General features: G+C 49.5%; 20 protein-coding genes and 2 pseudogenes. 20 read left to right on the top strand and 2 right to left on the bottom strand.

All coding sequences use genetic code 11. The annotated features are described in order from the left end of the window. Window positions 1-343 precede the first annotated feature (343 nt). Complete coding sequence (locus N5J71_RS19950; RefSeq protein ID WP_279917498.1) at window positions 344-787, bottom strand: REP-associated tyrosine transposase; 444 nt, start codon at window positions 785-787, stop codon at window positions 344-346. 903 nt (window positions 788-1,690) lie between these two features. Between N5J71_RS19950 and ihfB the strand changes: the two genes are divergently transcribed. The 20 genes and pseudogenes from ihfB to N5J71_RS19850 all read left to right on the top strand — a co-directional run bounded on the left by ihfB (window position 1,691) and on the right by N5J71_RS19850 (window position 22,925). After that, a complete protein-coding gene (gene ihfB / locus N5J71_RS19945; protein ID WP_003243558.1) occupies window positions 1,691-1,975 on the top strand; it encodes an integration host factor subunit beta in 285 nt (94 codons plus the stop codon). Window positions 1,976-2,202: 227 nt separating this feature from the next. Further along, a complete protein-coding gene (locus N5J71_RS19940) occupies window positions 2,203-3,672 on the top strand; it encodes an MBL fold metallo-hydrolase RNA specificity domain-containing protein (protein ID WP_279917496.1) in 1,470 nt (489 codons plus the stop codon). An 84-nt stretch (window positions 3,673-3,756) separates the two neighbouring features. Beyond that, on the top strand, window positions 3,757-5,040 hold the full coding sequence (locus tag N5J71_RS19935) for a Wzz/FepE/Etk N-terminal domain-containing protein (RefSeq protein ID WP_279917494.1): 1,284 nt from the start codon (window positions 3,757-3,759) through the stop codon (window positions 5,038-5,040). Between the two features lie 26 nt (window positions 5,041-5,066). After that, complete coding sequence (locus N5J71_RS19930) at window positions 5,067-6,473, top strand: phosphohexomutase domain-containing protein (RefSeq protein ID WP_279917499.1); 1,407 nt, start codon at window positions 5,067-5,069, stop codon at window positions 6,471-6,473. Beyond that, the gene (locus tag N5J71_RS19925; RefSeq protein WP_279917493.1) at window positions 6,470-7,645 is read left to right on the top strand and encodes a dTDP-glucose 4,6-dehydratase; all 1,176 of its coding nucleotides are present in this window, start codon (window positions 6,470-6,472) and stop codon (window positions 7,643-7,645) included. The genes N5J71_RS19930 and N5J71_RS19925 overlap by 4 nt, the downstream gene beginning before the upstream one ends. Beyond that, window positions 7,642-8,517 carry a glucose-1-phosphate thymidylyltransferase RfbA gene (rfbA, locus tag N5J71_RS19920; protein ID WP_279917491.1) on the top strand — a complete coding sequence of 292 codons (876 nt, stop codon included), beginning with the start codon at window positions 7,642-7,644 and terminating at the stop codon, window positions 8,515-8,517. The genes N5J71_RS19925 and rfbA overlap by 4 nt, the downstream gene beginning before the upstream one ends. Before the next feature lie 2 nt (window positions 8,518-8,519). After that, the gene (gene rfbC, locus N5J71_RS19915; protein ID WP_279917490.1) at window positions 8,520-9,056 is read left to right on the top strand and encodes a dTDP-4-dehydrorhamnose 3,5-epimerase; all 537 of its coding nucleotides are present in this window, start codon (window positions 8,520-8,522) and stop codon (window positions 9,054-9,056) included. After that, window positions 9,049-9,939 carry a dTDP-4-dehydrorhamnose reductase gene (rfbD, locus tag N5J71_RS19910; protein WP_279917489.1) on the top strand — a complete coding sequence of 297 codons (891 nt, stop codon included), beginning with the start codon at window positions 9,049-9,051 and terminating at the stop codon, window positions 9,937-9,939. Before rfbC ends, rfbD begins: the two co-directional genes overlap by 8 nt. 26 nt (window positions 9,940-9,965) lie before the next feature. Continuing rightward, a complete protein-coding gene (locus tag N5J71_RS19905) occupies window positions 9,966-11,210 on the top strand; it encodes a hypothetical protein (RefSeq protein WP_279917487.1) in 1,245 nt (414 codons plus the stop codon). Beyond that, window positions 11,200-12,453, top strand: coding sequence for an O-antigen polymerase (locus N5J71_RS19900; RefSeq protein ID WP_279917485.1), 1,254 nt, complete (start codon window positions 11,200-11,202; stop codon window positions 12,451-12,453). The genes N5J71_RS19905 and N5J71_RS19900 overlap by 11 nt, the downstream gene beginning before the upstream one ends. A gap of 1 nt (window position 12,454) precedes the next feature. Next, a complete protein-coding gene (locus N5J71_RS19895; protein WP_279917484.1) occupies window positions 12,455-13,252 on the top strand; it encodes a glycosyltransferase family 2 protein in 798 nt (265 codons plus the stop codon). Beyond that, on the top strand, window positions 13,249-14,292 hold the full coding sequence (locus N5J71_RS19890; RefSeq protein ID WP_279917483.1) for a polysaccharide biosynthesis protein: 1,044 nt from the start codon (window positions 13,249-13,251) through the stop codon (window positions 14,290-14,292). Before N5J71_RS19895 ends, N5J71_RS19890 begins: the two co-directional genes overlap by 4 nt. Window positions 14,293-14,295: 3 nt before the next feature. Continuing rightward, window positions 14,296-15,414: a UDP-2-acetamido-2,6-beta-L-arabino-hexul-4-ose reductase gene (wbjC, locus tag N5J71_RS19885; RefSeq protein WP_279917482.1), complete on the top strand. Its 1,119-nt coding sequence runs from the start codon at window positions 14,296-14,298 to the stop codon at window positions 15,412-15,414. 36 nt (window positions 15,415-15,450) lie between these two features. Next, a complete protein-coding gene (wecB, locus tag N5J71_RS19880) occupies window positions 15,451-16,593 on the top strand; it encodes a non-hydrolyzing UDP-N-acetylglucosamine 2-epimerase (protein ID WP_125874988.1) in 1,143 nt (380 codons plus the stop codon). Continuing rightward, a complete protein-coding gene (locus N5J71_RS19875; RefSeq protein ID WP_279917480.1) occupies window positions 16,593-17,810 on the top strand; it encodes a glycosyltransferase family 4 protein in 1,218 nt (405 codons plus the stop codon). The genes wecB and N5J71_RS19875 overlap by 1 nt, the downstream gene beginning before the upstream one ends. After that, a complete protein-coding gene (locus tag N5J71_RS19870; RefSeq protein ID WP_279917478.1) occupies window positions 17,797-18,417 on the top strand; it encodes a GNAT family N-acetyltransferase in 621 nt (206 codons plus the stop codon). The genes N5J71_RS19875 and N5J71_RS19870 overlap by 14 nt, the downstream gene beginning before the upstream one ends. Next, the gene (locus N5J71_RS19865) at window positions 18,410-19,576 is read left to right on the top strand and encodes a DegT/DnrJ/EryC1/StrS family aminotransferase (RefSeq protein WP_279917476.1); all 1,167 of its coding nucleotides are present in this window, start codon (window positions 18,410-18,412) and stop codon (window positions 19,574-19,576) included. The genes N5J71_RS19870 and N5J71_RS19865 overlap by 8 nt, the downstream gene beginning before the upstream one ends. Continuing rightward, window positions 19,569-20,162 carry a sugar transferase gene (locus N5J71_RS19860; RefSeq protein WP_279917474.1) on the top strand — a complete coding sequence of 198 codons (594 nt, stop codon included), beginning with the start codon at window positions 19,569-19,571 and terminating at the stop codon, window positions 20,160-20,162. The genes N5J71_RS19865 and N5J71_RS19860 overlap by 8 nt, the downstream gene beginning before the upstream one ends. 94 nt (window positions 20,163-20,256) lie before the next feature. Further along, window positions 20,257-20,700, top strand: a pseudogene (locus N5J71_RS19855) (sugar transferase); the annotation flags it as partial. 215 nt (window positions 20,701-20,915) lie between these two features. Further along, window positions 20,916-22,925: a polysaccharide biosynthesis protein gene (locus N5J71_RS19850; RefSeq protein WP_279917473.1), complete on the top strand. Its 2,010-nt coding sequence runs from the start codon at window positions 20,916-20,918 to the stop codon at window positions 22,923-22,925. A gap of 28 nt (window positions 22,926-22,953) precedes the next feature. Here the strand turns inward: N5J71_RS19850 and N5J71_RS19845 are convergent. Then, window positions 22,954-23,624 (bottom strand): annotated as a pseudogene (locus N5J71_RS19845) (transposase domain-containing protein). Window positions 23,625-23,717 lie beyond the last annotated feature (93 nt).

Here is a 23,717-nt window from a genome sequence, read left to right as displayed (position 1 = left end):
ACTCCCACGCCAATCCAGCAAACGACGCGACCCCTGTAGGAGCGGCGCCCCGCCGCGAACAATGGCTGCCCCACAAATATCGAGCCGGCCTCAACAGCTTCGCTCCGAGGCGGGGCTCCCACGCCAATCCAGCAAACGACGCGCCCCCCCTGTAGGAGCGGCGCCCCGCCGCGAACAATGGCTGCCCCACAAGTATCGAGCCGGCCTCAACAGCTTCGCCCCGAGGCGGGGCTCCCACGCCAATCCAGCAAACGCCACCTCCCGTGTAGGAGCGGCGCCCCGCCGCGAATAGCCATCACCCTGCAATACCGAAGCAATAGCTAAAGGCTGCGCCCAACTGCCCTCATATCCACACTGCATCCCAATGCGGATAATCACCCGCTCGTTCCACGAGCCCGGCTCTCAAGGGGTTCGACACCACATATCTCGCTACGCTCCTAACATCTTCCTCCCGGCGCAGCGCATGATCATGAAAGCCTTTCTGCCATATCGGCCTACCCAGGCGCTTGGCGGAAATTGATTTGACCCTGGCTACCAGGCGGGCCAGATCCTCACTCTGTAGTTGCAATAGCCAGTGCAGATGATCAGGCATCACGACAAAGCAGAGCGTTTGATGCGATCCACGCAACTCATCTTGACGAATGACCTGTATGAGCGTGCGCGCCGCTGAAAAATCAGCAAAAACAGGCAGGCGACCATTGGTTACGGTGGTGACAAGATAGATTTGTCCGCTACTGGACCAGCGTCCGTCGCGAAGTCTGTGTGAGGCGTAGCGTTTCTCAGTCATCGGATTCCCTTCCGCAGGAGTGTCTAATTCCAGCTTAGACGAGTGTGGTTCTGGGAAAAGCTTCGCCCCGAGGCGGGGCTCCCACACCAACCCAGCAAACGCCACCGCCCGCGTAGGAGCGGCGCCCCGCCGCGAACAATGGCTGCCCCACAAGTATCGAGCCGGCCTCAACACCTTCGCCCCGAGGCGGGGCTCCTACGCCAACCCAGCAAACGCCACCGCCCGTGTAGGAGCGGCGCCCCGCCGCGAACAGTGGCGGCCCCACAAGTATCGAGCCGGCCTCAACAGCTTCGCCCCGAGGCGGGGCTCCTACGCCAACCCAGCAAACGCCACCGCCCGCGTAGGAGCGGCGCCCCGCCGCGAACAACGGCGGCTATCCCACAATCCCGAGCGCAACCCCAAAAGCTTCGCCCCGAGGCGGGGCTCTCACGCCAATCCAGCAAACGACGCGCCCCCTGTAGGAGCGGCGCCCCGCCGCGAACAATGGCTGCCCCACAAATATCGAGCCGGCCTCAACAGCTTCGCCCCGAGGCGGGGCTCCCACGCCAATCCAGCAAACGACGCGACCCCTGTAGGAGCGGCGCCCCGCCGCGAACAATGGCTGCCCCACAAATATCGAGCCGGCCTCAACAGCTTCGCCCCGAGGCGGGACTCCCACACCAAACTGCAAAACAACGCTCCCCTTGTAGGAGCTGCGCCCCGCAGCGAATGGCGGCCATTCCGCAATACCGAGCCCATACCCAAAAGCTTTGCCCCGAAGCAGATCGCCTACGCAAAGCCCCCGTTATCACAACTAACCGCAAAACTCGCTAACACCTTGTTTTTTAGGCTGTTCAAAAGCTGATCAGCGTGCTAAAACCGATCCATCGAGTCTTCTAGCCGCTTGAAAAAGAAGGGAAAACCATGACCAAGTCGGAGTTGATCGAAAGAATTGTCACTCATCAGGGGCAACTGTCCTCCAAGGATGTCGAGTTGGCCATCAAGACGATGCTGGAGCAAATGTCCCAGGCACTGGCCACGGGGGACCGTATCGAAATTCGCGGCTTCGGCAGCTTCTCGCTGCACTACCGCGCGCCGCGCGTTGGGCGCAACCCAAAAACCGGCCAGTCGGTACGTCTGGATGGCAAGTTCGTACCGCATTTCAAGCCGGGCAAGGAGTTGCGTGATCGGGTCAATGAGGATGAGTAAGCAACTGTAGAGCCCTTCGCTCGTGTCGACCCCTTGTTAGATGGCAATCTGACATAAGGCGCCTCTCGTACTTGCGAAATTACAGAAAACGGTCAAAATGTGCGGGTTTTCACAAAGCATCTGGTTGCTACGCTTTCAGCTTGTTGAACTCACCAGCTTTATCTGGGTAGCCATCCACATTACTGGGCTGAGTCCCTTTGAATTTCGCCAGCGTTAGGGATTGACTCGTGCGGTACCCCTCCATTTTCCATCATGGCGCCGTAACGGGTGTGACGGGCTCTTGCCATCAGCTACAGATGGATCACGAGCATGCGTTGCTAATTGACTGTGGCCTATTTCAAGGCGCGGAAACCTCTCCAGAAGGCCGTGCGAATGCCGGTAACCTCGCCATCGATTTTTCCCTGGATGGTATCAGGGCTCTGGTCGCAACCCATGTTCACATCGATCATGTCGGCCGCATTCCCTATCTGCTAGCCGCTGGCTTCAAAGGCCCGATTCTCTGCAGTGAGCCATCAGCCAAGCTGCTACCTATCGTTCTCGAAGATGCCTTCAAGCTTGGTTTTAGTCGCGATCAGAAACAAGTCGAGCGTTACCTCAAGCTAATCGAGCAGCGCATCGTCGCTTTGCCCTACAAGCAATGGTTCAGCTTGATCGACACGCCACAACTCAACGCGCGGATTCGTCTACAGCGTGCTGGCCATATCCTTGGTTCGGCCTACATCGAGGTAGACCTGCACTACCCCGAGTCGGGCGAGAAGAAACGCATCGTGTTTTCCGGCGACCTCGGCGCACCCCATGCCCCAATCCTGCCGGCGCCGAAAGCTCCCTACAAAGCCGATATTCTGGTTATCGAAAGCACTTACGGTGATCGCCTGCACGAAGACCGCCGCAGTCGTCGCGCGCGACTGGAAAAAGTGCTTGAGCACGCACTGAGTAACCAGGGCACAGTGCTGATACCCGCCTTCAGTATTGGTCGCACTCAAGAGTTGCTCTATGAGCTGGAAGACATCATCCATCGCAGAGCGCTGAAAGAATCTACCAAAGGTCAGTCAAGTGCTTCAAAACCGGGCACCAGCAAAGCTGCAGCGCTCGACTGGACGAATCTGCCCATCATTCTCGACTCTCCGCTGGCCAGCCGTTTTACAGCGGTATACCGCGAGCTCGATCACTTCTGGGATGCAGAGGCGAGGGCGCTTTTAGCCAAAGGCCGTAATCCATTGGCTTTTCGTAACCTGCTTACGGTTGACAGTCACCAGGCTCACCTGGCCATGGTCAACCGTCTGGCCCAAACCACTCAGCCGGCTATCGTTATAGCCGGCAACGGCATGTGCTCCAGCGGGCGTATCGTCAACTACCTAAAAGCGATGCTGGGTGATGAGCGGCATGATGTGCTGTTCGTCGGCTACCAGGCCGAGGGTACACCGGGACGACAGATCCAGCGTTTTGGCCCGCGTAATGGCTATGTGGAATATGACGGGCTGCGCTATGACATTCGCGCTCAGGTGCATACCATGGGCGGCTATTCAGCTCATGCCGACCAAGCCGGGTTGCTCAAGTTCGTAAGCGGTATGCGCAACAAGCCCGGAGAAATTCGTATCGTGCATGGCGAACCAGATGCCAAGCGAGAGCTCGCACGGATGTATCGGGCTTTATATGCACAAGCAGGATGTCCGCTCAACGTAGTAGTTCCGGGTTAAACCCGTGCGTTTTGCAGGCACTTACCAGGTGCCAGCAAGAGCAAAAACCAACGTTTTCAATGATGATTAGACCTCGGAGATAGTGTGAGTACCGAAACCGCAAAGCCCTACGAGCCCACAGCAGATGAAATCGATCTTGTGGAACTGTTCCAGAAACTCTGGCAACAGAAGTACCTGATCATTGCCTGTACGCTTGCCGTAGCGGTCTGTGCTGCAGGCTACGCCTGGCTTGCCACGCCTCACTATCAGGTGCAAAGCATGCTACGGCCGGCTCCGTTGAAAGAGCTGGATGAACTCAATAGCACGGGCGTATACAGCTTAACGCCTGAAGAAGCGCTGCAGCGCGTAGGTGCAGCACTGGACTCCTACAGTTCACGCTCGCAGTTTTTCCGAGACAATCAGGCTTTATTTGAACCGCTAAAGAAGGGCGACAAGACCCTTGAGCAGGCATTTGAGGATTTTAATGCCGAAAACTTCACCTTGTTGCAGCCGGATCCAAAGAAAACCAACAACCTTTCGCCTTATGTAGGGCTGCGTCTTGAATACCCTGACTACGTAGATGGCGTGACCATTCTCAATGGTATGGTCGAGCAAGCCATCATCGATGAGCGTCGCCGTGTAGCGCTGGATCTTGAGGGGGTAATCCAGAATAGTCTGAACAAGATCGAACGACAAATGGCGGCTGCGCGTGCCAGCTATGAGGCCGAGAAAGAAGCCGCCATTGCCAAGCTGAGTGAAGATGACAAGCTCCAGATTGCCATTTTGCAAGATGAGCTCAAGGCGCTCAGAGCTGAGCTGCGTACTCGTCGACAGAACCGCATTGCCCAGCTCGACGAGGCTATTGCCATCGCCAAATCACTTGGTATCTCCAAGCCGACCAATCCCACGTCCTTGGGCGATGTCGATGCAGCTGCGGGGCAGGGTAACGTTTTCCGTACAGAGGTGATCAGCCAGCAGTTCCCCCTCCACTTCATGGGCACTGAAGCCCTGGAGGCCGAGCGCAATATCCTGCTCAAGCGCCGTTCGGATGATCACACCGAGCCGAAAATCGCCACAATCCAGAATAAACTGCAGATGCTCGAGCACAACCGCCAGATCGAGATGATGCAGAGCCGGGAGAATGAAGACCTTTTCCTGGCCAAGTTGGCAGAGATGCGTGAGGAAGCGGCTCGTTTAAAGAGTATCCAGCCTAATCTTGAACAACTGAACCTGGTGCGTATCGACCAACCCGCTATCAAGCCACTTAAACCCATCAAACCCAAGAAAATGCTGATCGTGGCAATTGGCTTGGTGCTGGGCGGCATGCTTGGCGTATTCGTCGCGCTGATCCGCATCGTATTTACCGGGAACCGTACGCGAAGCGCCTGATTCACGTATTGCCCTGCTGCATGGCAATGCAGGGTGTTGCTGCACTCGATCGAGAAGAATTACTCACCGTGACCACGCTAACCTGCTTCAAAGCCTACGACATCCGCGGACAGCTCGGCGCTGAGCTCAATGAGGGAATCGCCTACCGCATTGGCCGTGCCTACGCGCAGTTCCTCGATGCCAAACGAATCGTGATCGGTGGCGATATGCGTCTATCCACCGCAGGCCTCAAGCAGGCTCTGGCCAACGGCCTTATGGACGCTGGCTGTGATGTGATCGACCTGGGCATGACAGGCACCGAGGAGGTCTATTTCGCCGCCTTCCACCTTGATGTCGATGGCGGCATCGAGGTAACCGCCAGTCACAATCCCATCGACTTCAACGGCATGAAACTGGTGCGTCGTGGCGCCCAACCGATCAGTGGTGACACCGGCCTCAAAGATATTCAGGCTCTGGCCGAGGCAGACAACTTCGCACCGGTCGGCAAGCGCGGCAGCCTGGCCCGCCAATCATGCCAGGACGCTTACATCGAACACCTGCTCGGCTATATCAGCCCTGCTGATCTTCAACCGCTCAAGCTGGTGGTCAATGCCGGCAACGGTGCTGCGGGGCATGTGATCGATGCGTTGGAGCAGCGCTTCAAGGCCTTGGGCGCGCCGGTTGAGTTCATCAAGCTACATCACCAGCCCGATGGCAGCTTCCCTAATGGCATCCCCAACCCCATCCTGCTGGAAAATCGCGCCGCAACTGCCGATGCGGTCAAAGCGCATGGCGCGGACATGGGCATCGCCTGGGACGGCGACTTCGACCGCTGTTTTCTATTCGACGAGAGTGGCGCGTTCATCGAGGGCTACTACATCGTCGGCCTGTTGGCCGAAGCCTTCCTCAAGAAGGAGCCAGGCGCCAAGATCATCCACGACCCGCGCCTGACCTGGAACACCATCGATATTTGCGCACAGCATGGCGGCCAGGCCATCCAGAGCAAAACCGACCACGCCTTCATCAAAGAGCGCATGCGCAAGGAAAACGCCATCTACGGCGGCGAGATGAGCGCACACCATTACTTCCGCGACTTCGCCTACTGCGACAGTGGCATGATCCCCTGGCTGCTGGTGGCCGAGTTGATGAGCCGCCAGGGCAAGAAACTCTCCGAACTGGTGGGCGAGCGCATGGCTGCCTACCCGTGCAGTGGCGAGATCAACTACACCGTCAGCGATGCCAAAGCCGTACTCGCCGTCGTGCAGGCGCACCTCTCCGAGCACAATCCCAAGGTGGACACTGCCGATGGGTTGAGTCTGGAGTTCGATGATTGGCGGATGAATATCCGGGCTTCGAATACGGAGCCGCTGCTGCGGTTAAATATTGAGAGTCGCGTCAACCCTCAAAGGGTAGAGCTACAACGTATAGTCATCGAAGGACTCATCACGCAATGAAATACCTCGTCACCGGCGGTGCTGGCTTTATCGGCTCTGCAGTCGTTCGCCACATTATTAACGATACCAAAGACTCAGTCGTAAACCTCGACAAACTGACTTACGCAGGCAACTTAGAAAACCTAACAGAAGTCAGCAACAGCGACCGCTACGCTTTTGAACAAGTCGATATCTGCAACCGTGCTGAACTAGACCGTGTATTCGCTCAACACCAGCCGGATGCCGTTATGCACCTGGCCGCAGAAAGCCATGTAGATCGCTCAATCGACGGCCCAGCAGCGTTTATCGAAACCAACATCGTTGGCACTTACACATTGCTGGAAGCCGCCCGTAATTACTGGCAGCAACTGGAAGAACCCCGCAAAGCCGCCTTCCGTTTTCACCACATCAGTACCGATGAAGTATACGGCGACTTACCCCACCCAGATGATTTGGAAAGCGACGAATCTGTAGGAGCGGGCCATGCCCGCGACAACGGTACTAAATTTCCCCTGTTCACCGAAACCACCCCCTACGCCCCCAGCAGCCCATACTCGGCCAGCAAAGCCAGCTCCGATCATTTAGTGCGTGCCTGGCGGCGTACCTACGGCTTTCCAACCATCATAACCAACTGCTCTAACAACTACGGGCCATACCATTTTCCTGAAAAGTTAGTGCCGCACGTCATTCTCAACGCACTGCATGGCAAGCCGCTGCCCATTTACGGCAAAGGCGACCAAATCCGTGACTGGTTGTATGTAGAAGACCATGCCCGTGCATTGTATTTGGTGGTAACAACAGGCCAGATCGGCGAAACCTACAACATTGGCGGCCACAACGAGAAAAAGAACATCGAAGTGGTACACACCATTTGCGCGATTCTCGATGAGTTACGACCACTTCCAGTAAACGATGACGGTTCTGTGGAAGCAGGCCTTGTGGGAGCGGGCCATGCCCGCGACAAAACTCCTACCTACAAAAACCAAATCACTCATGTGAAAGACCGCCCCGGCCATGACCGCCGCTACGCCATCGACGCCAGTAAAATCGCCGATGAACTGGGCTGGAAACCGGAAGAAACATTTGAAACTGGCCTGCGTAAAACCGTTGCATGGTACTTAAATAACCGCGAATGGTGGAAGCGTGTTTTGAATGGTGAATATCAATTAGGCCGTTTAGGAGAAAAGGCATGAAAGGCATTATTTTAGCCGGTGGTTCTGGCACCCGTTTGTACCCCATTACCAAGGGTGTTTCTAAGCAGTTATTGCCCATTTACGACAAACCGATGATTTACTACCCGCTTTCCGTGTTGATGCTGGCGGGTATACGGGAAATTCTGGTTATTTCCACCCCTGAAGATTTACCCAATTTTAAAAAGTTGCTGGGTGATGGTAGTGAATACGGTATTGAACTGAGTTATGCCGAACAACCGTCACCGGATGGCCTGGCGCAAGCCTTTATTATTGGTGAAGAGTTTATCGGCACCGATTCTGTGTGTCTGGTATTGGGCGATAACATTTTTTATGGCCAACACTTCTCCCAGCAGCTGAAGGCTGCGGCTAGTCGTGTCAGCGGTGCTACCGTATTTGGTTACCTGGTAAATGACCCTGAACGCTTTGGTGTGGTTGAGTTTGACGCTAATGGCCGTGCGTTAAGCATTGAAGAAAAACCCGCCAAGCCAAAATCTAACTATGCCGTTACTGGTTTGTATTTTTACGATAACGATGTTGTACAAATCGCCAAGGCCGTTAAACCTTCGCACCGGGGTGAGCTGGAAATTACCAGTGTGAACCAGGCTTACCTGGAGCGTGGCGACTTAAACGTAGAACTATTAGGGCGTGGTTTTGCCTGGCTGGATACCGGTACCCACGAAAGCCTGTTGGAAGCGGGTATGTTCGTGCAAACCGTAGAACACCGTCAGGGATTAATAATTGCCTGTTTAGAAGAAATTGGTTTTCACAATGGTTGGCTAAGCCGTGAAGCGCTTCTTGTGCAGGGTAACAAACTGGCTAAAACCGGCTATGGCCAATACCTGCTTCGCTTGGCAGAAGAACACAAGGAATAGGTATGAAAGTTATTGATACCGTATTGGCCGGTGTAAAAATTATTGAGCCAAAAGTCTTTGGTGATGCGCGTGGATTTTTTAAGGAAACCTTCAGTGCCCAGCGTTACCGCGATGAAGCAGGTATTGAGTTAGTCTTTGTGCAAGATAACCACTCCCGTTCGCGTAAGGGCGTTTTACGCGGCCTGCATTTTCAGAAAACCAAGCCGCAAGGGAAGCTGGTTAGCGTAGTGCGTGGTGCTGTGTATGACGTAGCCGTCGATATTAACCCGTCATCGCCCACTTATGGCCAATACGTTGGGGTCGAGTTGTCGGAAGATAACCATCGCCAGCTGTGGGTACCACCGGGTTATGCTCATGGCTTTGTGGTATTAACTGATGCGGTCGATTTTGTATACAAATGCACCGACTACTACGACCCTAGCGATGAAGGCGGTGTAGCCTGGAACTGCCCTACGCTCAACATTGCCTGGCCACTTACCGATGTGCAGCTTTCCGAGAAAGACCAAAGCTACCCGGGGTTAAAAGACTTACATGGTTAAGGTATTAATTACGGGTGCGGCCGGGCAGGTTGGCAGTGAACTGGTTAAGCTGGCCCCGGCTGGTTTTGATGTTGTGGGTTACAACTCCAGCGAACTGGATATTACCAATGCCCAGCAGGTTCAGCAGATAGTAGCTGAACAATCCCCGGCGCTTATTATCAATGCTGCCGCATACACTGCCGTAGACAAAGCTGAAACCGATGTTGAACGTGCTTACGCTGTGAATGAAACCGGTGTTAAAAACCTGGTTGAAGCAGCATTGTCTTTGGGTATTCCGGTTTTCCATATTTCTACCGACTATGTATTCGACGGTACAGCGACTGAACCCTACAAAGAAACCGATCCGGTTGGCCCAACCGGTGTTTACGGTGCCAGCAAGTTGGCTGGCGAACAGGCGTTAGCGAATAGTGGTGTTAAGCACATTATTCTGCGTACCAGCTGGGTGTTCGGTGCTGAAGGCAATAACTTTGTTAAAACCATGCTGCGCCTCGGCAAAGAGCGGGATACCTTGGGTGTGGTAGCAGACCAGCATGGTTGCCCTACCAGTGCTGCCAGTATTGCTAACGTACTGTGGCAGTTAGCGCAAAAATACACCGAAGAAGGTGAATTGACCTGGGGAATTTACCACTTCAGCAATGCACCAGCGACTACATGGTATGGATTTGCAATGGAAGTGTTTAGTAAAGCTGGTACATTTGGAATTGTTCATAATAATCCAAAAATTAATTCTTTAACTTCTGAAGAATTCAAGATGGTAGTGAAAAGACCACTGCGGTCTGTTTTAGATACTTATAAGATCGAAACAATGCTCGACTTTGAAGTACCAAGGTGGTCTGAAGAATTAGACAAAGTGCTTATCGATAAATGTTTTTATCAATCTTAACTTCCGAACTATGAGCTGGGATTGTAATGCGTAATCATTTGGAAATAATCTCGCTTTACGGGATTCAAGTTCTTAATGGATTGTATCCTTTGTTAGTATTTCCATTTTTATTGCAGCAATATGGGTATGATCATTATTCTGATTTTGTTAAGGCTGAAGTTTTTTCAATATTTGTCTTAATATTTGTGCTGTGGGGTTTTGAGATAGACTCAGTAAGGAGGTTAAGAAACATACGATACGAGCGCTCATTGGGGCGGTCGCTAATATTTTTTAACACGCTCTATGCCCGGTTTTTATTTTGGATTGTATCCTTGATTTTGTCGTGCCTATTTTGTTATATATTTTTTGATTTGAAATTTATTATTATGGTGGTTGGATGGCTTTTTTATCCGCTGTCAATTGCTATTTTCTCTACATATTATTTTCTAGTGTATAAGTTAAGTTTCGAAGTATTTATTGCTATGTTTATAGGAAGAGTAATTAGTTTGGTGCTGTTGTTCTCTCTAGATTCAGGAATTGATTTGATGTATATCTCATATGTTATATCAGTCCCATTATTAATAGTTGCATTTTGCTTTATATTGTTAATGGTCTATTTGGATAAAATAAGGTATATACCATTCGATTTTGCTAGGGTGCGGGGATCTATATTTGCTTCGTGGTTATCTTTTAAAGACTCTTTGTCAGTGTTGTTCTTAAAAGAATTTAATATTCCAATTATTTCGTTGGCATCATCTAGTTCTGAAATAATCTCTCTTTATTCAATGTTGGATAAATTGCTTAGGGCTGCAGCGGCTATGATGAGGCCTGTATCTCAATATCTTATGCCGTCTGTAATGAGGTCGATGTATACAAGTGGGTGGATTTTTAATTATAAATTTAAGAGAGTGTTTTTAATAGGTTTTAGTCTGGTGGCTTTAGGTTCTATTGCTTGTGTTTTCTTTCCATTTGGCCTGATTGTTGGTGATGAGTTATTGAGGAAGTATTCGTTTAATATCATTATGAGTATTTTAGTTTTTACATTGTTATTTGGTTATCTAAATTACTTTTTCTTGATTTATAGTTCTATTGTTGGCGGCTATTTTTTTGTTGTATCTGTTCTTTTTTCAGGTCTGATTGGTTCTGTTGCTTTGTACTATTTAGTGCTGAACCTTCAACTGGAAGGGATGGTGCTAGCATTGTTTATTCCTGAGTTTTTATTATGCTTTATATGTTTATTTTATCTGTTATTAAAAGATCGGAAGTTAGGAGGTGATTCAAGTGCTCGATAGTGCTTTATTTTTATCGCTTCTGTTTCTTTTTAACGGTTTCTTCTATGCAAGGCTAATCGGGTCGTATATTAATCCTGTTTCTATTTTGAGTTTTTATTGGCTGCTTACTCTATTTTTGCCTTTGCTTATATATCCTGATGGTCGTATTCAATTGGAAACGCACTCCTTTGTATTTCTTTGTTTGGCTACTTTCTCTTTACCGTTTTATGTTATTTCATTGTTTAAGCCGAAAAGGACCATTTGGATTGAACCTGTGTACTTTAGGCGAAGAGTTAGATTTTTCCTGGGAATATATTTCTTAATCGGCATTGTTTTTTTCTGGTTGCATTTGTCGCTTAATAACGTATCTGTAATGTCTTGGGTATCTTCACCTAAAGAGATTACTGCAATGCTTGTTAATAAGAAGTATGCTAGCGAGTTGATCTATAGCTTCTATAGCAAGGTTATAGTTCTAATGATGTATCCTGTTGCATTCTTGGGTGGTCTAATGGCTACGCTTAGAGGTCGTTCTATTTTAGCTAATTTAGTCTGTTGTTTTACTATTCCAATTTTATTTTTTATTATTTTTGGGGATAAGGGTGCCTTATTTCTTGTTTCCTTTTTGTATTATATGGGTTGGCTGGTTGCTTCCAGTAATCGTGGTGAAGTAGCTTTGATTAGAGGGAGGCAAATAGTATATCTTCTGCCAGTTTTCATATGTTTATTCCTCTTGATTTTGTTTGCATTTATATCTAGAGGCGTGAGCATTGCCGACTTGTACTCTTATTTTGTTTCGTATAGTTCGGGGCATATCTTTGCTTTTAATGATTGGTTCTCATATTTCTTGGGTGGGCAGCATTTATATGCAAGATACGATGAGTTGTCATTGCCTTTTGGTTACTACACATTTCAGGGGATTTATAATTTGGTTGGTTATCCATCCATGACCGTAATGGGTATCTATGGGGAATATTTTACTGATGGTTTTTTAACGACAAATATCTATACAATCTTTAGAGGTCTGTTGTACGACTTCGGTTTTGCCGGAACGTTAGTTTTCTTTTTCATATTTGGCTGGTTAATGTCTGTTGGTTACCTGCTGCTTTGTAAATATGGATGGTCTGTATTAGGGATAACAAGTTGGTATTTGTTCTCTCTTTTTGTTTATTCGTCATATATAATATCAACTTTTGTTTGGGTGACCACTATAGTTAGTGTCGGTTTGATTTTTGTTCTTTTGTTTGCTTTTTTGAGAAAGGTTTAATATGAAATTATTAAGTATTGTGGTTGTTAATTACAGGGGATTTGATCTCACGCTGCAGATGTATAAATCGCTAATTTCATCATTGGATAGTTCAGAGTTTGACTTTGTTGTAGTCGATAATTCACAAAGTGAGGACGAAAATAAAAATCTAAATTCGGTTTTCGAAGGCTGTTCTAATGTTTTGATTAGCCCCGTTGTAAATAAAGGTTATTTTCAGGGGTTGAATGACGGTTTAGATTTAATTAATGTCGATGATTATAAATATGTTGTAGTTGGGAATAATGATATTATTTTTGCGCCTGATTTTTCGGAGAAATTAAAGTTTGCAAATTATGCCGATGATGTTTATGCGATATGCCCTGATGTGAGGTCTTCTGAAGGAGTGCATCAGAATCCTCATGTTGTAAAACGATTCAATTTTTTACAGCGTTTGAAGATTGATATTTATTTTTCAAATTATTATGTTGCTAGTGCATTGTTAATTATTAAGAATGCATTTTCAAGTAAAGTTCGCGCTGATAAGGATGAAGAGCCAAGGATAATTCATATGGGGATTGGAGCTATTTATATCTTAACTGCTAGTTTCTTTAAGTGTAATCGAAGGCTCGCATTTCCTTTCTTTTTATATGGTGAGGAAGCTTTCCTTTCTAATCAGATTCATAATTCAGGTGGTGTTTTATTTTATGATCCTGATCTGATGGTAGACCATTTGGAATCAGCTACTTTGTCAAAAACCCCTAGCAGGGATCGATATAACTGGGCTCGTGATGGGTATAAGGTTTATAGAGAGTATTTATGAGAAATTATTTTAAAAATAAAGTTTTGCTTATCACCGGCGGCACCGGTTCATTCGGCAATGCCGTTCTTAAAGGCTTCCTGGATACCGATATTGCCGAAATCCGTATTTTCAGCCGTGATGAAAAGAAGCAGGATGATATGCGTAAAAAATACGCGAATCCTAAGCTGAAGTTTTACATCGGCGATGTGCGCGACTATCAGGCGGTGCTGAATGCCACCCGTGGTGTCGATTACATTTTTCATGCGGCGGCATTAAAACAGGTGCCATCCTGTGAGTTTCACCCAATGGAAGCGGTTAAAACCAACGTGTTGGGCACTGAAAACGTGCTGGAAGCCGCTATTCAGAACGAAGTGAAGCGGGTGGTGTGTTTAAGCACCGATAAAGCGGTTTACCCCATTAATGCCATGGGTATCTCCAAAGCCATGATGGAAAAGGTCATGGTGGCCAAATCGCGTAACGTAGACCCCACCAAAACCGTTATTTGTGGTACCCGTTACGGCAACGTAATGGCATCCCGTGGTTCGGTTATTCCGCTGTTTGTGGACCAAATGCGTGCTGACAAGCCGCTGACCATTACCGACCCGAATATGACGCGCTTTATGATGACGCTGGCCGACGCCGTAGACCTGGTGTTGTACGCCTTTGAGCACGGCAATAACGGTGATATGTTCGTGCAAAAAGCCCCGGCAGCAACGGTTGAGTTGCTCGCACAGGCTTTGTCCGATCTGCTTGGCAAGCCGGGTTATCCCATTAACGTGATAGGCACCCGCCACGGCGAAAAGCTGTATGAGGCCCTATTAAGCCGTGAAGAAATGGTTTGTGCCGAAGACCTGGGCGGTTACTACCGCGTTCCGCCCGATCTGCGCGATCTGAACTACGGTAAGTTTGTGGAGCAGGGTGAGCAGGAAATTTCCCAGGCAGAAGACTACAACTCGCACAATACCCAGCGTTTGGATGTGGCAGGCATGCAGCAACTGCTGTTAAAGCTGGAGTTCATTCGTGAACTGCGTGATGGCCGTTACGTAAACCCCGAGGAGTAAGCCATGCGTGTGTTGGTAACCGGTGCCAACGGCTTTATTGGTAAAAACCTGTTGGTGCACCTGGCGGAACGTAAACACATTGAAGTCGTGTGTTTTACCCGCGAACATTCAGCAGCAGAATTACCGGCCATGTTGGATGGTGTGCAGTTTGTATTTCACCTGGCCGGTATTAACCGCCCTCAAGACCCGGCAGAGTTTACCACCGGTAATGCGGGTTTAAGCCAGCAGTTGGCCGATGCCATGTTGGTAACGGGTTGCAAAGCCCCGGTGGTGTATACCTCTTCCATTCAGGCCGGGTTGGATAACCCGTATGGCGTGTCTAAGCGTGCGGCGGAAGATGCCTTACTGGCACTGCGCGAGCAGGATGTGCCTGTTTCGGTTTTCCGCTTGCCGAATGTGTTTGGCAAGTGGGCCAAACCGAACTACAACTCTGCCGTGGCAACCTTCTGCCATAATATTGTGAACGACTTGCCCATTCAAATTAATGACCCTGCAGCGGTGGTTAATTTGGTGTACGTCGATGATGTGATTGAGCATTTCCTGGCACTGCTGGATGCTAAACGGACGGCCGATGCGTTTGAAACCGTACAACCGGTGTACGAAATAACCGTGGGTGAATTGGCCGATCAGTTGTATCGCTTCCGAGATAGCCGCCATAGTTTAATTACCGAGCGCGTGGGTACTGGGTTGGTGCGTGCCTTGTATTCCACCTACCTCAGCTATGTGCCGAAAGAGCGCTTTACCTACGAAGTGCCCAAATACGGTGATCCGCGTGGTGTATTTGTAGAAATGCTGAAAACACCGGATGCCGGCCAGTTTTCTTACTTCACAGCGCACCCCGGTATTACCCGTGGCGGTCATTACCACCACACCAAAACCGAGAAGTTTTTGGTGATTAAAGGCAAGGCCAGCTTTAAGTTCCGCCACATGCACACTGGTGAATTTTTCGAGCTGGAAACCACCGGCGAAAAACCCGAAATTGTGGAAACCATGCCAGGCTGGACACACGACATTACCAACATTGGTGATGATGAAATGATTGTTATGCTGTGGGCGAATGAAATTTTTGATCGGGAAAAGCCGGACACCTACGCTTGCCCGTTAACGCCTGTGGCTCAGTGAAACGCCTGTGGCTAATAAATAGTTGGATACTTTGTTATGATAACCGCTGTTAAAAAATTAAAAGTGATGAGCGTGGTTGGAACCCGCCCGGAAATTATCCGTTTGTCGCGCGTAATGGCTAAATTGGATGAACACTGCGAACACATTCTGGTGCATACCGGCCAGAACTATGATTACGAACTGAATGAAATTTTCTTTCAGGATTTAGGCATCCGTAAGCCAGACCATTTTTTAAGTGCCGCCGGCAGTACTGGTGCGGAAACCATTGGCAATGTGATTATTAAGGTTGACCAGGTTCTGGCTGAGGTAAACCCCGAAGCAGTGCTGGTGTTGGGCGATACCAACAGCTGTATGGCCGTATTGCCAGCCAAGCGGCGTAAGATTCCGACCTTCCACATGGAAGCTGGTAATCGTTGTTTTGATATGCGTGTGCCGGAAGAGATCAACCGCCGTATTGTTGACCATACCGCCGATATCAACATGAGTTACAGCACCATTGCGCGGGATTATCTGGTGGCAGAAGGGTTACCGCCGGATCGCATTATTAAAACCGGCAGCCCGATGTTTGAGGTGCTGAATTATTACCGCGAAGGGATTGAAGCCTCTACTGTATTGGAACGACTGAGTCTGAAAGAAGGCCAATTCTTTGTGGTGAGTGCGCACCGTGAAGAAAACGTCGATTCCGATAAAAACTTTTTGAAACTGGTGGATGTATTGAACACCGTTGCGGCGCATTACAATTTGCCAGTGATTGTTTCTACCCACCCACGTACCCAAAAGCGCGTCGATACCATGGGGGTTACCTTCCACCCGAACGTGCAACTGCTGAAACCGCTGGGCTTTAAAGACTACAATAAGCTGCAGTTAAGCGCGAAAGCGGTCTTGTCTGATAGCGGTACGATCAATGAAGAATCATCCATTCTGAACTTCCCGGCCCTGAATATCCGTGAAGCGCATGAGCGCCCGGAAGGTATGGAAGAAGCGGCCGCCATGATGGCCGGCCTGGAAGTGGAGCGTGTAATGCAAGGCCTGGCCATTCTGGAAACGCAAGCCCGTGGCGAACAACGCGATTTGCGGTTAGTGGCTGACTACAGCATGCCCAATGTAGCCGACAAGGTGGTTCGCATTATCCACAGCTACCGTGATTATGTGATGCGGACGGTGTGGAAGCAGTACTAATGCGAATTCTCTTTATCAGCCAGTTGTTTGACCCAGAGTATTCAATAAAAGGTTTAGGGTTAATGATGCACTGGATAGAACAGGGGCATGAAGTTGAAGTAATAACTACATTTCCGAATTATCCTACTGGACGTGTGTTTCCTGGCTATAAGCGCAAACTGAAACAAGTTGAAGTCATCAATGGTGTTAAGGTGATAAGGCTTTGGAGCCATATTTCACACTCTAAATCCAAGCTGTCACGTGCGGCCACTTACCTTAGCTATACTATTGCGGCGCTGTTTTACGCGTTTTTTAGTAAAAAACCAGACGTTGTTTACGCGTATCATCCTCAGGCAACTACTGGCTTGATTGGGATACTTTTAAAAAAGTTGAAAGGTGTGCCTTTCATCACAGATGTTCAGGATTTGTGGCCAGATGCACTGGTGGCTACGGGTTTAAATAAGGCGGGGTTGGTTGTTCGGTTAATAGATCGTTGGTGTCGGATTGTGTACATGCAAGCTAGCGCCATTGTCGTGCTGTCTCAAGGGTTTAGGCAGGCTTTAGTTGCTCGGGGTGTATCCGAAAGTAAGATACGGGTTGTATATAACTGGTGTCCCGAAGAGTTACGCATTAGTGAAGCGATTGAGAATCAGCACAATAAGGCAATAGATGAAAAGTCGTCAGCTCGGGTTGTCTATGCTGGCAATATTGGTGCGGCTCAATCACTTGTATCTCTCATAGATGCTGTTGGTACGTTTTCAGCTTCCTCTCTTGTATTGGAACTCTATGGGAATGGAGTGGAGAAGGAAGAGCTGGAAGCACTGGTAAAATCTAAACGTTACGCAAACGTTTCTTTTAAAGGCTATGTGCCGTCTTCTGACATTTTTGATGTTTTAGTTGGTGCTGACATACTAGCTGTTCATCTTCGCAGAGATCCTCTTTTTGAAATTACAATTCCATCAAAAACTCAGTCTTCTATGGCGATAGGCAAGCCGATGCTTATGGCCGTTGGCGGTGAAGTAAATGACCTAGTAATACAGGCTGGTGCAGGGGTGGTGGCTGAACCGCAGTCCGTTGAATCTATTCAGAAAGCATTGAGATTGTTGTTAGCTAAAAAATCTGATTGGAAGAATATGGGAAAGTCAGCTCGTGATTTCTATGAGCAGAATTTTTCATCGCGAGTGAATTATCAAAAGCTCGACGATGTTCTGAGGGACGTATCTCGTGATAATTCGTGACGCTACTAAGAATGATTTGCTGCAAATTGTGATTGTTCATCAAAAAGCCTTTGATGGATTTTTTTTAACTAAATTAGGTCCGACTTTTCTTCATCAATTATATGATGCTTTTGCTTTTCGGCGTGGTGGTATCTTAAGAGTGCTTTGCAGCGAGGATGGGCGAATAGTTGGCTTTGCTGGTGGAGCTATCGAGCCAGATAGTTTTTTTCGCTGTTTAAGAAATGACAAAGGTTTAGTTTTTTTTATTTGTGCAATTCCAGGGTTAATTAAAAACCCTATCTTGGTATTGAAAAAACTTTGGTACGCTGTTTTTTATAAAGGTGAAGCTCCTGTCGCATTATCAAAGGCTGCTCTTTTAAGTAGTATCGGTGTTATACCAGAAGTGGCGGGTAAGTCCTTGGGTAAGAAGCTACTGACTGATTTTGAAAAGGTGGTTAATAGCAAAGGGGCGGAATCCCTGTACTTAACAACCGATAAACTTGGAAATGATAATGTAGTGGCTTTTTATATTAAGAGCGGCTACAAGATTGAGTCTGAATTTGTACAAGCCGATGGTCGGAAAATGCTACGGCTTATAAAGATTTTTAATGGTGCCCCTAATGAGTGATGTAAAGTTTCTACCATTTGCTTTGCCAGAGATCGGTGAAGAAGAAATTGCCGAGGTTGTAGACTCCTTGCGCACTGGCTGGGTTACTACTGGCCCGAAAGCGAAAAAATTTGAAGAGCAGTTTACTGAATTTTTGGGAGATGCATCACTTCAGTCGATTTCTGTAAACTCCGCCACTTCTGGGTTGCACCTGGCTTTGGAAGCTTTGGGTGTTGGCCCGGGGGATGAGGTCATTGTTCCTGATTACACCTTTACTGCTACTGCAGAGGTGGTGCGCTATTTAGGTGCTGCGCCTGTTTTTGTTGATGTTGATTCAGCAACCTTCAATATGTCTGCTGAATCCTTTGCTGCGGCCATTACCGATAAAACCAAGGCGGTGATGCCAGTTCATTTTGCTGGGCTGGCATGTGATATGGATGCAATTATTAAAGTTGCTAAAACGCATGGTATTCGTATTGTCGAAGACGCGGCTCATGCATTGCCTACCCATTACAATGGCAAGCTGATTGGCACTTTGGATTCTGACTTCACGGTGTTCAGCTTTTATGCCAACAAAACCATGACTACTGGTGAGGGTGGTATGGTGGTAACCCGTGACGCAGAGCTTGCCAAGCGTTGTCGAATTATGCGCTTGCATGGCATAAGCCGGGATGCCTTTGATCGTTATACATCTACTAAGCCGGCTTGGTTTTATGAGATTGTTGCACCGGGCTTTAAGTACAATATGCCCGATCTTGCAGCTGCCATTGGCATACATCAGTTAAAGCGATTGCCAGCATTTCAGCTGAAGCGTAATGACATGGCAGGGTTCTATAACCAAGAGTTATCAGGGTTGCCTTTGGTGCTACCTGCATTACCTGGTAATGGTTCTGAACATGCATGGCACTTGTATCCTGTTCGTATTAAGGCTGAAGCAGGCATTGCGCGGGACGCGTTCATACAGAAAATGGCCGATGAAGGCATTGGTTGTTCGGTGCATTTTATTCCTCTGCATTTGCAACCGTACTGGCGTGACACTTACTCACTTACTCCTGAAATGTTCCCAAATGCGCATGCGGCTTATGAGATGGAAGTTTCTTTGCCTCTGTACACCAAGATGACGCACTCAGACCAACAGCGTGTTGTTAGTGCCGTTAAAAAGGTGCTTGGTTGTGACTAAGCGACTTTTTGATGTGCTGGCATCCTTCTTTGGATTACTGATTCTAACGCCTGTTTTTGCTCTGATTGCAGTATGGATTAAGTTGGATTCAGCTGGCCCTGTTTTTTTCAGACAAGAACGAGTCGGGCTGTTTGGTGTGCCATTCAAGATCCACAAGTTCCGAACCATGCGTGTGGATGCTGAAAAATCAGGTCGTTTAACGGTGGGAGCAGACTCACGCATTACCCGTTCAGGACATTTTCTGCGCAAGACAAAAATTGATGAACTGCCACAGTTGATCGATGTTTTTCTGGGGCGAATGAGCCTGGTCGGGCCGCGTCCGGAGGTTCAAGAGTTTATTGATTGTTACCCTGCAGAAGTGCGTGAAAAGGTATTGTCTGTAAGACCTGGTATTACGGACAAAGCTTCTATTGAGATGGTAGATGAAAACGAAATACTTGCGAAGTACGACGATTTTAGGCAAGCCTACATCGATATTATTTTGCCAATTAAGCAGGCTTACTATGTTGAATACGTTGATTCACAGAGTCTGCTGCTTGATTTTAAGCTAATTATTTTGACACTTAAAAAGATCATTACTCGCTGATTTTATAGTTTTCTTTGCTTCAGGTTATCGTGTAGATGTTCTGCTGCATTGTTGCGTTTTGATTGTAACTGTAACTGGTCCACGTTGACCCTGCAGGCAGGAGTGGGTAGGGCGGAATAAAAAGCCGTTTACTCTGGTTAAGTTCCGCACTATGAAGGTGGATACCGCGTCGGTGGCCAGCCATCTGGCTTCTACGGCGTCTGTTACCCGTATGGGTGGTTTTTTGCGTAAAACCAAGTTGGATGAGCTGCCGCAGTTGTGGAATGTGCTGAAAGGTGAAATGAGTTTGGTTGGCCCGCGCCCGAATTTGTTTAATCAGGATGAGTTAATTGCTGAGCGCGATGCGCTGGGTGTGTATAAGGTTCGGCCTGGTATTACCGGGTTGGCGCAGGTGAATGAGATTGATATGTCGACGCCGAAGCTGTTGGCTGAAACCGATCAGCGTATGATTCGTGAGCTTACCCTAGCTCATTATTTTAAATATATCCTGATGACGGTGCTTGGTAAGGGCGCGGGTGATCGGATACGCCCGTCTTAGGTTCTGTACGAAAAGTGCCTGCGCTCGGTGATGCTTCGTTAAAAATAGGTTCGGAATGCTCATTTACAGCTCGTAAACTCCGCTTCCTCACCCATTTTTGCCTCGCCTGACCTTCGCTCGACGACTTTTCGTACAGAACCTAGTTAGTGGCAGCGGCTTGTGCGGGAATCAGTTTTTGCCACGTAGTACGGTATGTGAAGGATTGGGAGGTTGTGATGTTAAGGACTGCAGATCGCCTGCGTGAGCGTTTGATCCGTTTGCCACGGCGTTCGAAGCGTGTGCTGCAGGTCATTGTCGATGTGCTGTTGCTGTGGTGTTCGCTGTGGCTGGCGTTTATCGTGCGCTTGGGTGATTTCAACGCGGTTGATCCTTTAGGCCATCACGCCTGGATCTTTGTAATTGTGCCCTTGATTTCAGTGCCTATTTTCATCCGCATGGGCATGTATCGCGCGGTGATGCGCTTTTTCGGTAACGATGCGCTCAAGAGCATTTTTAAGGCAATTTCCCTCTCTGCGTTATTCCTGGCGTTGACGATCTATTGGTATCGCGACGCGCCTGAGCCGATTCCACGTTCGATGGTGCTGAATTTCTGGTGGCTCAGCCTGACGTTGATTGGCGGGGTGCGCTTGCTGATGCGTCAGTACTTTATGGGTAATTGGTATTCGGCTGAGCATCCCCGTCTTCTAACAGGGGACCGTGGTTTGCCCCGCGTTGCGATTTATGGGGCCGGTGCGGCGGGGAATCAGTTACTGGCCGCCCTGCGTTTGGGGCGTTCACTGGCACCCGTTGCCTTTATTGATGATGACTCAAGCATCGCCAACCGGGTGATTGCCGGGTTGCGGGTGTACAAGCCCAAGCACACCCAACAGATGATCGAAGAAACTGGCGCCCAGGAAATTCTGCTTGCGGTGCCTTCTGCCTCGCGTGCGCGTCGCAGGGAGATCCTCGAATTGCTTGGCCAGTACAACCTGCACGTACGTAGCGTGCCAGGTTTAATGGACTTGGCCAGTGGTCGGGTTAAGGTAGATGAGGTGCAGGAGGTCGATATTGCTGACCTGCTGGGACGTGATTCGGTACCGCCGCAGAAGGCCTTGTTTGAGCGTTGCATACGTAGCCAGGTGGTCATGGTGACTGGCGCGGGTGGCTCGATTGGCTCGGAGCTATGCCGACAGATCCTGTCCAATGAGCCGAAGACCCTGTTGCTGTTCGAGCACAGCGAATTCAATCTTTACAACATTCACTCCGAGCTGGTAAGCCGCACCAAGCGTGAGTCCTTGGCCATTCAGTTGATTCCAATTCTGGGCTCAATTCGCAACCCGGAGCGGCTCGAGGAGGTGATGTCGAGCTGGGCGGTGAATACGGTCTATCACGCGGCAGCTTACAAGCATGTGCCGATGGTCGAGCACAATATTGCTGAAGGTGTGCTGAATAATGTATTCGGCACCCTGTTTACCGCTCAGGCAGCTCTAAAGGCTGGAGTTGCGCATTTCGTGCTGATCTCGACTGACAAGGCTGTGCGGCCCACCAATGTGATGGGCAGCACCAAGCGTTTGGCTGAGATGGTACTGCAGGCGCTTAGCCGCGAACAGGCTCCGGTACTTTTTGGTAAAGGCGCGGTGCTCAAGGAGGTCAACAAAACCCGCTTCACAATGGTGCGCTTTGGTAATGTGCTTGGATCGTCCGGTTCGGTCATACCCCTGTTTCATGAGCAAATCCGGCGTGGTGGGCCTGTGACGGTTACGCACCCAAATATTACACGTTATTTCATGACTATCCCTGAGGCGGCCCAGTTGGTGATTCAGGCGGGGTCGATGGGGGAGGGCGGAGACGTCTTCGTGTTGGATATGGGGGAGCCGGTTAAGATCGCCGAGTTAGCAGAGAAGATGATTCATCTCAGTGGCTTGAGTGTGCGTTCTGCTGAAAACCCGCAGGGTGATATTGCTATCGAGTTCACAGGGCTCCGGCCGGGAGAGAAGCTCTATGAGGAGTTGCTGATTGGCGATAACGTCAGCCCGACCGAGCATCCGATGATCATGCGTGCCAACGAAGAAATGCTGTCTTGGGAGGAGTACAGGAAAGTGCTTCTTGCTTTGGAGGATGCAGTTGGGCGTGAGGACTACGAGCGGGTTCGGGCGTTACTGCGCGAAACCGTGAGTGGTTATCGGCCTGACGGTGAGATTGTTGATTGGTTGTACTTACAGAGACGTTTAGTAAGCGCTCCATAAACCCCGCCCGCCAGGACGGGATTTATTTTCAGGAAGCAGGAGCAGAAGCCGGCGAGCAGTTCCAAGGCAGCAGCGCTTCGTAGTCCTCAACGCTCTGTGTTGTTGGCAGGCGTTCGAGGATGTGGCGCAGCCAGGCGTAAGGCTCCTGGCCATTGGCCTTGGCGGTTTCGATCAGGCTGTAGATCTGCGCGCTGGCCGTGGCCCCCTTGGGCGTGTCGCTGAACAGCCAGTTCTTGCGCCCGATGACGAAGGGGCGGATGGCGTTCTCGGCACGGTTTCGGCGGTGACCGGCGCGGTTTCACAGGCCTTGCAGGCATAGGTCTTGCGGATGTGGCGGATGACCCGCACCTGCATCGGGATGATCTCCAGCTGCTCGCTGGTCTCCTCGCCGATCACCTGCTTGCAGGCACCGCAGGCGCAGGTCAGCTCGTGCTCGGGCAGCTCATGGATGACCTCCACACGCGGCAGGTTGGCCGGCAGCGGCTTGCGTTTGCCACGGCGCTTGACCGGCGCAACGACTTCTTCGGCTTCGGCTTCGGCTGCGGCGGCCGGCGCTTCGATCAGCTCTTCGACCTCGTTGAACATGGCCAACTGCGGTGAGTCGGCGTCTTCAGGGCTGCGCTCGGACTTGGGCGAGAACAGCTTGTGGCGCAGCAGGGCGACCTGTTCCTGCAATTGCAGAATCAGAGCCTTGAGCAGGACAAGATCAGCCGAGGCTTTTGAATTGTAACCGCTCCATAAACCCCGTCCTGGCGGACGGTTTTTTTTCAGGAAGCAGAGGCAGAAGCTGGC

It is taken from the genome of Ectopseudomonas oleovorans (assembly GCF_029845265.1).
In the GTDB taxonomy this organism is placed as follows: Bacteria; Pseudomonadota; Gammaproteobacteria; order Pseudomonadales; family Pseudomonadaceae; genus Aquipseudomonas; species Aquipseudomonas oleovorans.
The sequence above is the reverse complement of the archived record's forward strand: the minus strand, read 5'-3'. Positions and strand labels throughout refer to the sequence as shown.

What these genes read in the sequence shown, in the direction of transcription:
- N5J71_RS19950 (WP_279917498.1), bottom strand. Translation starts at nt 787, where the DNA reads ATGACTGAGAAACGCTACGCCTCACACAGACTTCGCGACGGACGCTGG.
- ihfB (WP_003243558.1), top strand. Translation starts at nt 1,691, where the DNA reads ATGACCAAGTCGGAGTTGATCGAAAGAATTGTCACTCATCAGGGGCAA.
- N5J71_RS19930 (WP_279917499.1), top strand. Translation starts at nt 5,067, where the DNA reads ATGCAGGGTGTTGCTGCACTCGATCGAGAAGAATTACTCACCGTGACC.
- N5J71_RS19925 (WP_279917493.1), top strand. Translation starts at nt 6,470, where the DNA reads ATGAAATACCTCGTCACCGGCGGTGCTGGCTTTATCGGCTCTGCAGTC.
- rfbA (WP_279917491.1), top strand. Translation starts at nt 7,642, where the DNA reads ATGAAAGGCATTATTTTAGCCGGTGGTTCTGGCACCCGTTTGTACCCC.
- rfbC (WP_279917490.1), top strand. Translation starts at nt 8,520, where the DNA reads ATGAAAGTTATTGATACCGTATTGGCCGGTGTAAAAATTATTGAGCCA.
- rfbD (WP_279917489.1), top strand. Translation starts at nt 9,049, where the DNA reads ATGGTTAAGGTATTAATTACGGGTGCGGCCGGGCAGGTTGGCAGTGAA.
- N5J71_RS19905 (WP_279917487.1), top strand. Translation starts at nt 9,966, where the DNA reads ATGCGTAATCATTTGGAAATAATCTCGCTTTACGGGATTCAAGTTCTT.
- N5J71_RS19895 (WP_279917484.1), top strand. Translation starts at nt 12,455, where the DNA reads ATGAAATTATTAAGTATTGTGGTTGTTAATTACAGGGGATTTGATCTC.
- N5J71_RS19890 (WP_279917483.1), top strand. Translation starts at nt 13,249, where the DNA reads ATGAGAAATTATTTTAAAAATAAAGTTTTGCTTATCACCGGCGGCACC.
- wbjC (WP_279917482.1), top strand. Translation starts at nt 14,296, where the DNA reads ATGCGTGTGTTGGTAACCGGTGCCAACGGCTTTATTGGTAAAAACCTG.
- wecB (WP_125874988.1), top strand. Translation starts at nt 15,451, where the DNA reads ATGATAACCGCTGTTAAAAAATTAAAAGTGATGAGCGTGGTTGGAACC.
- N5J71_RS19875 (WP_279917480.1), top strand. Translation starts at nt 16,593, where the DNA reads ATGCGAATTCTCTTTATCAGCCAGTTGTTTGACCCAGAGTATTCAATA.
- N5J71_RS19865 (WP_279917476.1), top strand. Translation starts at nt 18,410, where the DNA reads ATGAGTGATGTAAAGTTTCTACCATTTGCTTTGCCAGAGATCGGTGAA.
- N5J71_RS19850 (WP_279917473.1), top strand. Translation starts at nt 20,916, where the DNA reads ATGTTAAGGACTGCAGATCGCCTGCGTGAGCGTTTGATCCGTTTGCCA.